Origin of the sequence: Micromonospora sp. NPDC005206, assembly GCF_040608175.1 — a bacterium.
In the GTDB taxonomy this organism is placed as follows: domain Bacteria; phylum Actinomycetota; class Actinomycetes; order Mycobacteriales; family Micromonosporaceae; genus Micromonospora.
On the sequence record NZ_JBEXHU010000015.1, the window covers coordinates 195,375 to 210,621 of the forward strand.

9 protein-coding genes are annotated in these 15,247 nt (G+C 69.5%); 8 read left to right on the top strand and 1 reads right to left on the bottom strand.

The features are described 5' to 3' along the window. The first annotated feature begins 18 nt into the window (after window positions 1-18). From ABZU69_RS23790 to ABZU69_RS23820, 7 genes are all read left to right on the top strand, one after another. Window positions 19-1,020, top strand: coding sequence for a LacI family DNA-binding transcriptional regulator (locus ABZU69_RS23790; RefSeq protein WP_354966529.1), 1,002 nt, complete (start codon window positions 19-21; stop codon window positions 1,018-1,020). A gap of 373 nt (window positions 1,021-1,393) precedes the next feature. Beyond that, complete coding sequence (locus tag ABZU69_RS23795; protein WP_354966530.1) at window positions 1,394-2,773, top strand: extracellular solute-binding protein; 1,380 nt, start codon at window positions 1,394-1,396, stop codon at window positions 2,771-2,773. A gap of 87 nt (window positions 2,774-2,860) precedes the next feature. Beyond that, the gene (locus ABZU69_RS23800) at window positions 2,861-3,814 is read left to right on the top strand and encodes a sugar ABC transporter permease (RefSeq protein ID WP_354966531.1); all 954 of its coding nucleotides are present in this window, start codon (window positions 2,861-2,863) and stop codon (window positions 3,812-3,814) included. 12 nt (window positions 3,815-3,826) lie between these two features. Continuing rightward, window positions 3,827-4,714: a carbohydrate ABC transporter permease gene (locus tag ABZU69_RS23805; protein WP_354966532.1), complete on the top strand. Its 888-nt coding sequence runs from the start codon at window positions 3,827-3,829 to the stop codon at window positions 4,712-4,714. Window positions 4,715-4,813: 99 nt separating this feature from the next. Then, a complete protein-coding gene (locus tag ABZU69_RS23810) occupies window positions 4,814-6,481 on the top strand; it encodes a glycoside hydrolase family 13 protein (protein ID WP_354966533.1) in 1,668 nt (555 codons plus the stop codon). A 153-nt stretch (window positions 6,482-6,634) separates the two neighbouring features. Next, window positions 6,635-9,499, top strand: a complete 2,865-nt coding sequence (locus ABZU69_RS23815) for a discoidin domain-containing protein (protein WP_354966534.1) — start codon at window positions 6,635-6,637, stop codon at window positions 9,497-9,499. Between the two features lie 84 nt (window positions 9,500-9,583). Beyond that, a complete protein-coding gene (locus tag ABZU69_RS23820) occupies window positions 9,584-13,285 on the top strand; it encodes a discoidin domain-containing protein (RefSeq protein ID WP_354966535.1) in 3,702 nt (1,233 codons plus the stop codon). A 1-nt stretch (window position 13,286) separates the two neighbouring features. Here the strand turns inward: ABZU69_RS23820 and ABZU69_RS23825 are convergent, their stop codons facing one another. Further along, window positions 13,287-14,087, bottom strand: coding sequence for a crotonase/enoyl-CoA hydratase family protein (locus ABZU69_RS23825; RefSeq protein WP_354966536.1), 801 nt, complete (start codon window positions 14,085-14,087; stop codon window positions 13,287-13,289). Between the two features lie 79 nt (window positions 14,088-14,166). On the opposite strand from ABZU69_RS23825, the gene ABZU69_RS23830 reads away from it, so the two are divergent. Further along, window positions 14,167-15,018, top strand: coding sequence for a Rieske 2Fe-2S domain-containing protein (locus ABZU69_RS23830; protein ID WP_354966537.1), 852 nt, complete (start codon window positions 14,167-14,169; stop codon window positions 15,016-15,018). Window positions 15,019-15,247 lie beyond the last annotated feature (229 nt).

Consider the following 15,247-nt stretch of genomic DNA (forward strand, 5'->3'; position numbering starts at 1 on the left):
TGACGTACGATTGCGGCCGTGACCAAGCGGTTGACTGAAGTTGCCAAGAAGGCGGGCGTCAGCGAGGCCACCGTCAGCCGGGTGCTCAACGGCCGGGACGGGGTCTCCGAGGCGACCCGGACGGCCGTGCTGACCGCGTTGGACGTGCTCGGCTACGAGCGGCCGACCAAGTTGCGCGGCGAGCGTGCCCGGCTGGTCGGGCTGGTGTTGCCCGAGTTGCAGAACCCGATCTTTCCGGCGCTCGCCGAGGTGGTCACCGGGTCCCTCGCCCAGCGTGGCTACACCCCGGCGCTCTGCGCCCGCACCATCGGTGGCGTCTCCGAGATGGACTACGTGGAGATGCTCCTCGACCACCAGGTCTCCGGGGTGATCTTCGCCGGTGGCTCGTACGCGTTGGCCGACGCGCGGCACGACCACTACCGACGGCTTACCGACCGGGGCCTGCCGGTGGTGCTGGTGAACGCGGGGGTGGACGAGCTGGGCTTCCCCCGGGTCTCCACGGACGACGCGGTGGCGGTGGAGCAGGCGTACGGGCACCTGCGCTCGCTGGGGCACGACCGGATCGGGATGGTGCTCGGCCCGGAGGGGCACGTGCCGTCCCGGCGCAAGCTCGACGCGATGATCCGCGCCGCGGGCTGGACCGACGACACGGAGTGCGTCGAGCGCTCCAGCTTCTCGATGGAGGGGGCGCGGGTCGCCGCGACGAAGCTGGTCGAGCGTGGTGTCACCGGGATCATCTGCGCCAGCGACGTGCTGGCGCTGGGCACCATCCGGGCCGCGCGCCGGCTGGGTCGTGTGGTGCCGACCGACGTGTCGGTGGTGGGCTTCGACGACTCGGCCTTCATGACCTGCACCGACCCGCCGTTGACCACCGTGCGGCAGCCGATCGAGACGATGGGGCAGGCCGCGGTGGACCTGCTGGTCACCCAGATCGAGGGTGTCGGCGTGCTGCAGGACGAGTTGCTGTTCGAGCCCGAGCTGGTGGTGCGTGGTTCCACCGCCCCCGCCCCGGGCCGCTGATCGGCAGGCGGGCCGCCGACTGACCGTCCCGGCCCCGCCCCCGGATCGCTGAGACGACCTCCCGGCCGTCGACCGCTTCTCGCGGTCGGCGGCCGTTCTCGTTGCTGCTCGAATACCGCAGCGACGGCCTGGTCTGCTGACGGGCCATAAGGGACCAAAGGTCATCATCTCGGGCCCGTTTCGAAGTCCTGTCGACATTTGCCGTTAGAAAGTCGTGTCCTTTCACTACAGCATCGATACCTTGCCGAAATGAGTCGGCCTCGTTACAGTGACTCCACTCACACGTGGCTCCGGCGCAGTTACCGGCGGTCAGGTCGCATCACCGCAGCTCATCGAACGTCATGGAGACACCCGTTCCCGAAGGGATGGACAGATGTCCGTACCGCAATACCGAAAGGCTGCGGCGTTAGCGCTCGTGGCCGGCCTGGGGTTCAGCCTCACGGCATGCTCCACGAAGAGCGACGACAAGGACACGAACGCAGGCGGCAAGGTCACCATCACGGTCGACTGCCAACCCGTCGGCGCTCAGAAAGAGCTGTTGAAGAACTGGAACGATGATGTCGCCGAGTTCCAGCGGCAGAACCCGGACATCGTCATCAAGAGCGTGAGCGTCGGCGAGCAGTGCAACAACCCGCCGGACTTCACCGCCCGTCTCGCCGGCGGCACCGTGACCGACGTGTTCTACGGGTACATGACCGATCTCCAGCAGGTGCTCGACTCCGGCCAGGCGATGGACATCTCCCAGTACGCCAACAAGGACGCCATCCCGACCTGGGACAGCGTTGACCCGGCGCTCAAGGAGGTCTTCACCGACGGCGGCAAGCTCTACGCCGTCCCGGTGAAGAACTACTCGATGGGCCTGGTCTACAACAAGGTCCTGTTCCAGCAGGCGGGGCTCGACGTGAACAGCCCGCCCAAGACCTGGGGCGAGGTCCGGGCCGCCGCCAAGAAGATCTCCGCGCTCGGCAACGGCATCGCCGGCTACTCGGAGTACAGCGCCGGCAACACCGGCGGCTGGCACTTCACGTCCCTGCTCTACTCGCAGGGCGGCCAGGTGCTGACGCCGGACGGCAAGAAGGCCGACTTCAACAACGCGATGGGCAAGCAGGTCCTGCAGAACATCAAGGACATGCGGTACGGCGACAACAGCATGGGCGCCCGGCAGCTGCTGCAGTGGGGCGACCTGCTGACCAACGCCGGTGCGGGCAAGGTCGGCATGTTCATCGGCGCGCCGGACGCCACCCAGGCGATCGTCAGCCAGTTCCAGGGCAAGTTCCAGGACTGGGCGATGAGCCCGCTGCCGGGTCAGGACGGCGCGGCGAAGGGCACGCTCGGTGGCGGCGAGGGCTACTTCTTCAAGAAGGACCTCACCCCCGAGCAGGTCAAGGCCGGTCTGAAGTGGATCGCGTACCAGAAGCTGACGCCGGGCAAGGGCCAGTTCGACTACGTCCGGGCCAAGCCGCAGAACTACCCGGTGGGTCTGCCCCAGCCGCTGCTCTTCGCCAACGGCAGCGAGGCGCAGAAGCAGGAACTCGAACTGCGCAAGGCCAACGCGAACGTCGACACCGCGAACTTCGCGATCTTCGAGGCGACCCCGGTGCCGATCAAGGGTGAGCCGCGCAACGCGCAGGCGGTCTACGCGGTGCTCGACGCCGCGATGTCCGGGGTGCTGACGAACCCGAACTCGAACATCGACGCGCTGCTCAAGACGGCCGAGGAAAAGGTCAACCAGCTCCTGGCTGCCGAGAGCTGATCCGGTCAGGTGGGGGCCGGTACGCCGACCCGGCCCCCACCCCATCCGCGCCACACCGTCCGGTCACTGACTCACCCAGGAGTTGCCTTGGCGATCACCACCGTCCCGGGTACCACCAGAAAGCCGGGACGTCCCACGCCGCCCTACACGGGGCCGCAGCGTACGAGCCTCGGCCGCAAGGTGCGGGACAACCTCACCGGTCACGCGTTCCTGATCGGGGCGGTGCTCTGCTTCGTCGTCTTCTCCTGGTACCCGATGATCCGCGGCATCGTGATGAGCTTCCAGCGCACGCGGCGCGGCGAGACCACCTGGGTGGGCTGGGACAACTACTCCCGCATCATCGCCGACCCCAGCTTCTGGCCCGCCTGGCAGAACACGCTCTACTTCACGGTGCTCGCGCTCGTCCTCGGGTACGCGGTGCCGTTCTTCGTGGCGATCCTGCTCAACGAGTTCCGCCACGCCAAGGGATACCTGCGGATCCTGGTCTACCTGCCGGTGATGCTGCCACCAGCCTCGGCGCTGTACCTCTTCAAGTTCTACGCGTACGACCCCAGCGAGGCGGGTCTCTTCAACGCGATCCTCAAGGCGCTGCACCTGCCCACGTCGCAGTGGATGCAGTCCCCCGACATGACGATGCCGGCGATGGTGCTCGCGTCGACCTGGATGAACATGGGCGGCGCCGTGCTGATCTACCTGGCGTCGCTGCAGAACATCCCGGGCGAACTCTACGAGGCTGCCGAGCTCGACGGCGCCGGGATCTGGAAGCGGATCCGCCACGTGACGATCCCGCAGACCCGGCTGATCCTCGCGCTCCTGGCGATGATCCAGATCGTCGCCACGATGCAGCTCTTCATCGAGCCACTGATCCTCGCCAACGGCGCGGGCGCGGAGGATTCCGCGACCTCCGTGGCGTACCTCATCTACCAGCACGGCTTCTTCCAGAACGACCTCAACGGCGCCGCGGCGCTCGGCGTGCTCATGCTCGTGGTGCTGGCCGGCTTCTCCGCCGCCTACCTGCGGCTGAGCGCGAAACAGGACTAGGACGGGCGAGACATGGCACAGGACTCCGGCACCCGGACCCTCATCTCTCACGCGCAGCTCCGCCGTGGGCGCGGCAGGTTCATCTACTGGGCTCTGCTCACCGTCGTCGTCGTGGGCTTCACGCTGGTCTTCCTCGGGCCGCTCTACTGGATGGTCACCGGCGCGCTCAAGTCCGGCCAGGAGATCGCCCAGACGCCGCCGTCGCTGTTCCCGAAGGACCCGCAGCCGCAGAACTACATCGACGCCTGGAACAACCTGGACCTCGCCAAGCTGCTGTTCAACACGTTCTACTACGCCGCCGGCGCGGTGGTGTTCCAGCTCGTCCTCGACACCGCCGCCGCGTACTCCCTGTCCAAGCTTCGGCCGATGTTCGGCAACGTGATCCTCGCGCTGATGCTGGCGACGCTGATGATTCCGGCGATGGTGCTCATCGTCCCGCAGTACGTGACCGTGATCGACCTGCCGATCCTGCACATCAACCTGCTCGACTCGCCGTTCGCGATCTGGCTGCCCCTGGTCGCGAACGCGTTCAACATCTTCCTGCTGAAGCGGTTCTTCGACTCGATCCCCGAGGAGCTGATGGCGGCGGCCCTGGTGGACGGGGCGACGCCGCTGCGCACGCTGTGGTCGATCATCCTGCCGATGTCCCGTCCCATCCTCGGCGTAGTGTCGATCTTCGCCGTGACGGCCGTCTGGAAGGACTTCCTGTGGCCGAAGCTGGTCATGCCGTCGCCGGAGACCCGGACCGTCAGCGTCGGCATCTACGCCTTCGCGGGTGGTACGCCCATGAACGTGGTCATCGCCGCGTCGGTCATCGCCGCGGTCCCGACCGTCATCGTCTTCCTGATCTTCCAGCGGAACATCATGTCCGGTCTGACCACAGGCAGCCTCAAGGGATAGCGACCAGCGCAACCTCCCGTGGCGAACAACAGCCGTTCGCCCGACACACTCTCAGGTCCGGCGAACCCGCCGACGTACTGAAACAGAAAGCAGGTGCTCGTGTCCACAGCAGACAGCAGTCCGTGGTGGCGTGGAGCGGTGATCTACCAGGTGTATCCGCGTAGCTTCGCCGACGGCAACGGCGACGGCATCGGCGACATCGCCGGTATCCGGTCCCGGCTGAATCATCTGTCCGCGCTCGGCATCGACGCGATCTGGTTCAGTCCCTGGTACCCCTCCCCGATGGCCGACGCCGGCTACGACGTGTCCGACTACCGCGACATCGACCCGGTCTTCGGCACGCTCGCCGAGGCGGAGGCGCTGATCTCGGAGGCACACGCGCTGGGCATCCGGACCATCGTCGACGTGGTACCCAACCACTGCTCGGACGTGCACCCCTGGTTCCAGGCCGCGCTCGTCGGCGGGCCCGACGCGCCGGAGCGGGACCTGTTCTGGTTCCGTCCCGGCCGGGGCCCGAACGGCGACCAGCGGCCCACCGACTGGGTCGGTGAGTTCGGCGGCCCGACCTGGACCCGGACCACCAACCCGGACGGCAGCCCCGGCGACTGGTACCTGCACCTGTTCGCCCCCGAGCAGCCGGACTTCAACTGGGACCACCCCAGGGTGCGCGCCGAATTCGAGGACATCCTGCGGTTCTGGTTCGACCGGGGGGTGGACGGCATCCGGATCGACTCGGCCGGGCTGCTGGTCAAGGACGGGACGCTGCCCGAGGTCCACCCGGACCTGCCGCACCCGTTCCACGACCTTGACGGGGTGCACGACATCTACCGGGGCTGGCGGCGCGTCGCCGACGAGTACCCCGGCGAGCGGGCCCTGATCGGTGAGGTGTGGTTGCCGGATCGGCAGCGGTTCGCCAACTACCTGCGCCCGGACGAGCTGCACGCCGCGTTCAACTTCGACTTCCTCGGCTGCGCCTGGGACGCCTCGGCCCTACGCGAGAGCATCGACGGGACGCTGAGCGCGCACGCGCCGGTCAACGCGCCGGCCACCTGGGTGCTCTCCAACCACGACGTCACCCGGCACGTGACCCGCTACGGCCGGGCGGACACCACGTTCAGCTTCGCCGCCAAGCGCGAGGGGACCCCCACCGACCTGGAGTTGGGCACCCGCCGCGCTAGGGCCGCCGCGCTGCTGTCGCTGTCGCTGCCCGGCGCCGCCTACGTCTACCAGGGTGAGGAGCTGGGGCTCTGGGAGGTCGAGGACATCCCGTACGCGCTGCGCCAGGACCCGATGTGGGAACGCTCCGGCCGGGTCGACCCCGGTCGGGACGGCTGCCGCGTGCCGCTGCCGTGGGCCGGTGACGAGCCCCCGTTCGAGTTCAGCCCCGACGGCGCCGCAACGCCATGGCTGCCCCAGCCGGCCGACTGGAAGGACCGGACGGCCCGGGCGCAGACCGGCGACGCCGCCTCGATGCTGGAGCTGTACCGGGCGGCGATCCAGATCCGGCGGGCCGACCCGGCGCTCGGCGACGGCGAGATGAGCTGGCTGCCCGCACCGGACGGCGTGCTCGCCTTCAGCCGTGGCGGTGGCTTCCGCTGCCTGGTCAACCTCACCGACGCCCCGGTGCCGCTGCCCGGCGACGGGGACCTGCTGCTGGCCAGCGGGCCGCTCGACGAGGGTCTGGTGCCGTCGGACACCGCCGTCTGGCTGCGTACCGCCCAACCTGCGGACGAGCCGCGGGCGGCGGACGGGCCTGGCCTGACCTGATCGCCGTGGTGCCGGCGGCCCGTCCCGGCCGCCGGCACCACACCACCATCCCGGCCCCGCGCCGGACGACGAGGAGGAAGGAGGAACGGGGGACGCCACGCCGCACGGACACGGGGGGATCTGGCCTGCCTGACGAAAGGGAGAGCGCAGCTCATGGCCAACCACACCACCGGCACCCCGCACCATTTCCGACACCCGACCCGGGTAGCGTTGGCCGCCATCGTCGCCACCCTGCTCGCCGCGACATCGGTGACCGCCCTCGCGATCACCGGCACCGCGACCCCGGCCTCGGCAGCCGGGCTGTCCCCCTTCGACATCCCCGGCCGGGGCGCCACCGTCCCGTTCGTCGAGCACGAGGCCGAGAAGGCCGCCCACACCGGCACGAAGATCGGCCCGGACCGGCGCTACGGCACGCTGCCGTCCGAGGCGTCCGGCCGGGAGGCGGTCACCCTCGACTCCGTCGGCGAGTACGTCGAGTTCACCCTCACCGCCCCCGCCAACGCGGTCACCTTCCGGCACAGCCTGCCGGACAGCCCGGCCGGCACCGGCCGGGACGCCGCCATCGACCTGCGGGCCAACGGGAACCTGCTGAAGTCGGTTCCGGTGACCTCGAAGTACGGCTGGTACTACGGCGGCTACCCGTTCAACAACAACCCGGGCGACACCAACCCGCACCACTTCTACGACGAGACCCGGGCGATGTTCGGCAGCACCTACCCGGCCGGCGCCAAGATCCGGTTGCAGGTCTCCTCGACCGCCCAGTCGCCCAGCTTCACCATCGACCTGGCCGACTTCGAGCTGGTCGGCGGGCCCCTCGACAAGCCCACCGGTGTGCTCGACGTGGTCACCGACTTCGGCGCCGACCCGAGCGGCGCGACCGACTCGACCGCGAAGTTCCAGGCGGCGGTCGACGCCGGGAAGGCCCAGGGCCGGGCGGTCTGGATCCCGACCGGCACCTTCACCCTCTGGGACCACGTGGTGGTCGACGGGGTGACCCTGCGCGGCGCCGGCCCGTGGTATTCGGTGCTCGGTGGCCGGCACCCCACCGACCGCAAGCGGGCCGCCGGCATCTACGGCAAGTACGTCCCCGGCGGTGGGTACACCGGCGCGGTCCGCCCGCACGAGGCCGGCGGGCCGAGTCGCAACGTGACGCTGCGGGACTTCGCCATCATCGGCGACATCCGGGAACGGGTGGACGACGACCAGGTCAACGCGCTGGGCGGGGCGATGACCAACTCGGTGGTGGACAACCTCTGGCTGGAGAACACCAAGGTCGGGGCCTGGATGGACGGCCCGATGGACAACTTCACCATCCGTAACAGCCGGATCCTGGACCAGACCGCCGACGGGGTGAACTTCCACACCGGCGTGACCAACTCGACGGTGACCAACACCTTCGTCCGCAACACCGGCGACGACGCGCTCGCGATGTGGGCGCAGAGCGTGCCGAACGTCAACAACTCCTTCACGCACAACACCATCGGCGTGACCCTGCTGGCGAACCACCTGGTCAGCTACGGCGGTCGGGACATCAAGATCACCGACAACGTGACGGCCGACTCGCTGACCAACGGTGGCGGCATCCACGTCGCCAACCGCTACCCCGGCGTGCAGGGCGCCACCGGAGTCCAGGGCACCTGGACGATCGCCCGGAACACGTTGATCCGCAACGGCAACTCGGACTACAACTGGAACTTCGGCGTCGGGGCGGTCTGGTTCTCCGCGCTCAACGAGGCGTTCCAGCAGCCCACCATCAACATCACCGACACCGACATCCTGGACAGCTCGTACGCGGCGCTGCACTGGATCGAGGGCCAGACCAATGGCATCAACCTCAACAACGTACGGATCGACGGCGCCGGCACGTACGCCCTCCAGGTGCAGGCGCCCAGCCAGGTGTCGTTCACCAACGTGCGGGCCACCAACATCGCGCAGAGCAACCCGATCCACAACTGCGTGGGCGGCGGCTTCCAGATCACCCAGGGCGCCGGCAACTCCGGCTGGTACACCCCGACCCCGTACTGCGGCCCGTGGCCCGACCCGCAGTGGGGCGGTGGACCCAGCACCCCGCCGACCACCCCGCCACCCACCACTCCGCCACCCACCACCCCACCGCCCACCGGGGGGAACCTGGCGCTGAACCGGCCGGCGACCGCCACCAGCACCAACCAGAGCTACACCGCGGGCAACGCGGTGGACGGCAACGCGGCCACCTACTGGGAGAGCGCCAACAACGCCTTCCCACAGACCGTGACCGTCGACCTGGGCTCGGCACGGTCGGTCGACCGGGTGGTGCTCAAGCTGCCCGCCGGCTGGGAGCGCCGTACCCAGACCCTGTCGGTGCTCGGCTCCACCGACGGGTCGTCGTACGCCACGTTGGCCGCCTCCGCCGGCCGGGTCTTCGACCCCGGCACGGGCAACAGCGTGTCGATCGGCCTGCCCGCCGGTGATCGCCGCTACATCCGGGTGAGCATCACCGGCAACACGGGCTGGCCAGCCGCACAGCTCTCCGAGGTCGAGGTGTACGGCGGCACGCCCACCACGCCGCCGCCCACGACGCCGCCCCCGACGACTCCGCCCCCGACCACGCCGCCACCCACCGGCAACCTGGCGGCCGGGCGGCCGGTCACCGAGACCAGCCACGTCGACGTGTACGCCGCGCTGAACGTGGTGGATGGCAACCCGAGCACCTACTGGGAGAGCGCCAACAACGCGTTCCCACAGTCGGTGACCGTGGACCTGGGAACCGCCCGGTCGGTGTCCCGGGTCGTGCTGAAGCTGCCGCCGTCATCGGCCTGGCAGACCCGCACCCAGACGCTGTCGGTGCTCAACTCCGCCAACGGCTCGTCGTTCACCACCCTGAAGGCGTCCGCCGGCTACACCTTCAACCCGGCCAGCGGCAACACGGTCACCGTGACGTTCGCGCCGACCAGCCAGCGGTACCTGCGGCTGACCGTCACCGGCAACAGCGGCTGGCCGGCCGGTCAGCTCAGCGAGTTCGAGGTCCACTCCAGCTAGGTCGGCGGCCCCGCCCAGCCGGGGCGGGGGCACCGGCTCCGGGCACCACACCCCACCCACCCCCGAAAGAGGTGTAGCGACCCCATGTCCAGTAACGGCACCAGACGAGGCACGCCGCCAACCGGCGCGCCCAGTTCCGTCCCCCGAACCACCCGCACCGGCCACCGGCGGCTGCTCGCCGGCGTACTCGCCGGGACGCTCCTCGTCACCGCCCCGGTCGTCACCCCCACGGCCAGCGCGGCACCGGTGGCCGACCCGTCCGCGGCCGCCGCGCGCGTGGCCATGCTCGCCGGACTCTCCGCCACCATGACCGCCAGCACCCACAACCAGAACTACGTGGCGGGCAACGCCAACGACGGCAACGCGGACACCTACTGGGAGAGCGCCAACAACGCGTTCCCGCAGTGGATTCAGGCTGACCTCGGCGCCACGGTCAGCGTGGACCGGGTCGTGCTCAAACTGCCGCCCGCGTCGGCCTGGCAGACCCGCACCCAGACACTGTCGGTGCTCGGCTCCACCAACGGCTCGTCGTTCTCCACCCTGAAGGCGTCGGCCGGCTACACGTTCAACCCGGCCACCGGCAACACCGCGACCGTCAGCTTCACCGCCGCCAGCACCCGCTACGTGCGGGTGCAGGTCACCGGCAACACCGGCTGGCCGGCCGCCCAGTTCTCCGAGGTCGAGGTCTACGGCGCCGTCGGCAGCCCCGACACGCAGGCCCCCAGCGTCCCCGGCAACCTTTCGTACACCCAGCCCTCGAGCGGGCAGATCCGGCTCACCTGGTCCGCGTCCACGGACAACGTCGGGGTGACCGGCTACGACGTCTACGCCAACGGCGGACTGCGCGGCAGCGTCAACGCCTCGACCCTGACGTACACCGACAGCCAGCCGGACAGCGCCACGGTCTCCTACTACGTGCGGGCCAAGGACGCGGCCGGCAACCAGTCGGCGAACAGCAACACCGTGACCCGGACCGGCACCGGCAACCCGCCGGTCGGCACCAACCTGGCGGTCGGTAAGCCGATCACCGCCTCCGGGTACGTGCACACGTTCGTGGCCACCAACGCCAACGACAACAACGTGGCCACCTACTGGGAGGGCAACGGCAACCCGAGCACGCTGACCGTGCAGCTCGGCGCGAACGCCAGCCTCAGCCAGATCGTGCTGAAGCTGAACCCGGACGCGGCCTGGGGGGCGCGTACCCAGAACATCACCGTGCTCGGCCGCGACCAGGGCTCGTCGACCTTCACCACCCTGGTCGGCGCGGCGAACTACAGCTTCAACCCGGCCAGCGGCAACACGGTGACCATCCCGGTCTCCGGTGCGGCGGCCGACGTACGGCTCTCGATCGCCTCGAACACCGGCGCCCCGGCCGGACAGGTGGCCGAGTTCCAGGTCATCGGCACCCCGGCACCGAACCCGGACCTGACCGTGACCGGCATGTCGTTCACCCCGTCCGCGCCGGTCGAGACGAGCTCCATCACGCTCTCGGCCACCGTGCGCAACGCGGGCTCGGCGGCCTCCGGCGCCACCAACGTCAACTTCTACCTGGGCGCCACCCGGGTCGGCACCGCGTCGGTCGGCGGCCTGTCCGCCGGCGCCTCGACCACGGTCAGCGCCGCCATCGGCACGCGTGACTCGGGTAGCTACCCGCTCAGCGCGAAGGTCGACGAGTCGAACACCGTCGTCGAGCAGGACGACACCAACAACAGCTACACCAACCCCAGCCCGCTGGTGGTCAGCGCGGTCGCCAGCTCCGACCTGGTCGCCTCGGCCGTCGACTGGTCACCGGGCAACCCGCCCCCCGGCAGCACGGTGAACTTCTCCGTCTCGATCCGCAACGCCGGTAACCAGGCGTCCGCGTCCGGCGCGCACGGCGTCACCCTGACCGTGCTCAACGAGTCCGGCGCCGTGGTCCGTACCCTGACCGGCTCGTACTCCGGTGTGATCAACGCCGGGGCGACGGTCGGCCCGATCAGTCTCGGCACCTGGACCGCCGCGAACGGCAAGTACACCGTCCGGGTGGTGCTCGCCGCCGACGGCAACGAGCTGCCGGTCAAGCAGACCAACAACACCAGTGACCGCCCGCTCTTCGTGGGGCGCGGCGCCAACCTCGGCTACGACATGTACGAGGCCGAGGACGGCACGACCGGCGGTGGCGCCGGGCAGGTCGGGCCGAACCGGGACATCGGCAATCTCGGCGGTGAGGCGTCCGGACGTCGTGCGGTGACCCTGAACAGCACCGGCTCGTACGTCGAGTGGACCACCCGGGCGGCGACCAACACGCTGGTCACCCGCTTCTCCATCCCCGACTCGCCGGGCGGCGGGGGCATCGACTCGACGCTGAACATCTACGTCAACGGCACCCTGCACAAGCCGATCAACCTGACCTCCAAGCACATCTGGCTGTACGGCGCGGAGGCCAGCCCGAGTGACTCGCCGAGCGCCGGCCCGCCCCGGCACCTGTACGACGAGGCGAACGTGATGTTGAACTCGACCATCCCGGCCGGCAGCAGGATCCGTCTGCAGAAGGACCCGGCCAACACCACCACGTACGCGATCGACTTCGTCAACCTGGAGCTGGTCGCGCCGCGCGCCAACCCGGACCCGGCGCGGTACCGGGTGCCGACCGGTTTCAGCCACCAGGACGTGCAGAACGCGCTGGACGCGGTTCGGATGGACACCACTGGCAACCTGATCGGCGTCTACCTGCCGGCCGGCACGTACGAGACCGCGCAGAAGCTTCAGGTGTACGGCAAGCCGATCTCGGTGGTCGGCGCGGGCATGTGGTACACCCGCTTCCAGACGCCGACGAGCCAGTCGAACACCGATGCGGGCTTCCGGGTGGAGTCCTCCGCCAGCGGGTCGTCCTTCTCGCACATCGCCTTCTTCGGCAACTACACCGTCCGGCAGGACGGACCGGGCAAGGTCTGGGGCGAGTTGAAGGACGTCGACAACATGACCCTGGACAGCGTCTGGGTCGAGCACACCGTCTGCGCGTACTGGGGAGTGAGCGTCAGCGGGTTGACCATCCGCAACAGCCGCTTCCGGAACACCTTCGCCGACGGTGTGAACCTGACCAACGGCAGCACCAACAACCTGATCACCAACACCGAGGGGAGGTCCAACGGCGATGACGCGTTCGCCCTCTTCTCGGCCACCGACCAGGGTGCGTCGACCTCCAACAATGGCAACGTGTTCGAGAACCTCTCGGCCACGCTGACCTGGCGGGCGGCCGGGCTGGCGGTCTACGGCGGCTACAACAACATCTTCCGCAACCTGTACATCGCGGACATGTTGACGTACTCGGGGCTCACCATCAGCTCACTGGACTTCGGCTACCCGTTCATCGGGTTCGGCGCCAGCCCACCGACCCAGTTCCAGAACATCTCGCTGATCCGGGCGGGTGGGCATTTCTGGGGAGCGCAGACATTCCCCGCGATCTGGGTCTTCTCCGCCTCGAAGGAGTTCCGCGGCATCCGGGTGTCCGACGTGGACATCGTCGACCCGACGTACACCGGGATCATGTTCCAGACCAAGTACAACGGACCGCAGCCGGAGAACCCGATCACCGACACGGTCTTCACCAACGTCTCGATCAGCGGCGTCCGTAAGAGCGGTGACGCGTTCGACGCGAAGTCCGGTTACGCGATCTGGGCCAACGAGATGCCGGAACCCGGTCAGGGCCCGGCGGTCGGCTCGGTCACCTTCAACAACCTGCGGCTGACCAACAACTACCAGGACATCCGCAACACCACGTCGACCTTCACCATCAACCGCAACTGATCTAGCCCGCACCGGATGCCGCCGGGAGGTTCCCCCCTCCCGGCGGCATCGTGCCGTGCCGGCCCGCACCAGCGGCGAACCGGGCTGCGCCGGCCTCCGCGTCGGTGGCCAGCGAGACCATCCCGTACGCCAGCTCGGTCGCCATCGCCTCCGACTCGGGCTGGCCCGCTCCGGCCAGCACCGCCGCCCGGTCGTTGCGCAGGCAGGTCTGCGGGTGCCGGGCGATCCCCGCCGCCAGCTCCTCGGCCGCGGCCCGCGCCTGGCCGGGCGCCACAAGCCGATTGACCAACCCCATCGCGTACGCCTCATCGGCCGGCACCGGTCGGCCGGTGAGGATCAGATCCATCGCACGACTCTCACCGATCAGCCGGGGCAGTCGGACCGTGCCGCCATCGATCAGTGGCACTCCCCAGCGGCGGCAGAACACGCCGAGCGTCGCGTCGGACTCGGCGACCCGCAGGTCGCACCAGAGCGCCAACTCCAGGCCGCCCGCCACCGCGTACCCGGAGATCGCCGCGATCACCGGCTTGCTCAGCGCCATCCGGGTCGGGCCCATCGGGCCTTCCCCCTCCGGCTCGACCCGGTTGCCGCTCGGCGTGCCGATCGCCTTGAGGTCGGCGCCGGCGCAGAACGTGCCGCCGGCACCCCAGAGCACGGCCACCGCCGCGCCGGGGTCGGCGTCGAAGGCTCGAAAGGCGTCGGCCAGGGCTCGCGCGGTCGGCCCGTCGACGGCGTTCCGGGCTGCCGGTCGGTCCAGCACCACTGTCGTCACCGGCCCGGCGCGTTCCACCCGTACACCCATCGGCCCAGCATGCCCGCCGCGCCGCAGGTCTGTCACCGCCGACCGGTTTGCGACCGCGTTCGCCGGGAAGTCGGTACGGGTGCGAGCGCTATTGACGAGAGTTGAGCAGGATTCAAGGCTGGACCGGGTGGGTGACCGGCTCCAGCGGGCGGTCCTCGGCACGCTGCGTCCGCGGCGGCTGCGGGACCTGCTGCACGGAGTGACGCTGGGGCATCCGCTGCATCCGGCGATGGTGCAGGTGCCGGTGGGCGCCTGGATCAGCGCCGCGGTGCTGGACCTGATGCCCGGGCAGCGCCGTCCCGCCACCGTGCTGGTCGGTCTGGGCACCGTCAGCGCGCTGCCGGCGGCGGTCGCCGGGCTGAACGACTGGGCGGCACTCTCCCGGGACCAGCGCCGGGTCGGCCTGGTGCACGCCGTCGCGAACACCGTGGGAGTGACGCTCTACGCCGGTTCGCTCGCCGCACGGATGTCCGGGCGGCACGGCGTCGGCCGTACCCTCGGCTTTCTCGGGCTCTCCGCCGTGAGCCTCGGTGCGTACATCGGCGGTCACCTGGCGTACAAGCAGGGTGCGCAGGTCAACCAGAGCATCTCCGAGATGCACCTGATTAGCGACGGCTGGCACTCGCTGGTCGACATGGCCGCGCTGCCGCAACGCACACTGGTCACCCGCGAGGTGGACGACGTCTCGGTGATCCTCTACCGGCACGGTGACGATGTCACCGTGATGCTGGAACGCTGCCCGCACCAGAGCGGGCCGCTCGGCGAGGGTGAGGTGGAGGAGATCGGCGGCCACGCCTGCGTGGTGTGCCCGTGGCACGGCAGCGCCTTCCGGCTGAACGGCGGCGAGGTCGTGCAGGGGCCGTCCGGCAACGACCAGCAGATCCTGCCCACCCGGATCGAGAACGGCGTGCTGCAGACCCGCCTGCCCTGACATCCGGCGAACGGGTATCCGCCCGGGGCCTGGTGCCCGGCGCTCGGGCCAGGCTGCCGGGTTGCCGATCGCTGCTCACCCTGCGCCGCCTGGCCCTGTGTCCGCGCTGCGGGGACGGTGTTGCTTTCAGCGGATATACCTCAGAGTCATATTTATACCTGTGAGGCATAACGCTCTCGGGACCCAACGTGCCGCCAGCCCGGCGTGACCACCAACCTGGCGGACGTCG

What these genes read in the sequence shown, in the direction of transcription:
- ABZU69_RS23820 (WP_354966535.1), top strand. Translation starts at nt 9,584, where the DNA reads ATGTCCAGTAACGGCACCAGACGAGGCACGCCGCCAACCGGCGCGCCC.
- ABZU69_RS23795 (WP_354966530.1), top strand. Translation starts at nt 1,394, where the DNA reads ATGTCCGTACCGCAATACCGAAAGGCTGCGGCGTTAGCGCTCGTGGCC.
- ABZU69_RS23805 (WP_354966532.1), top strand. Translation starts at nt 3,827, where the DNA reads ATGGCACAGGACTCCGGCACCCGGACCCTCATCTCTCACGCGCAGCTC.
- ABZU69_RS23815 (WP_354966534.1), top strand. Translation starts at nt 6,635, where the DNA reads ATGGCCAACCACACCACCGGCACCCCGCACCATTTCCGACACCCGACC.
- ABZU69_RS23825 (WP_354966536.1), bottom strand. Translation starts at nt 14,087, where the DNA reads ATGGGTGTACGGGTGGAACGCGCCGGGCCGGTGACGACAGTGGTGCTG.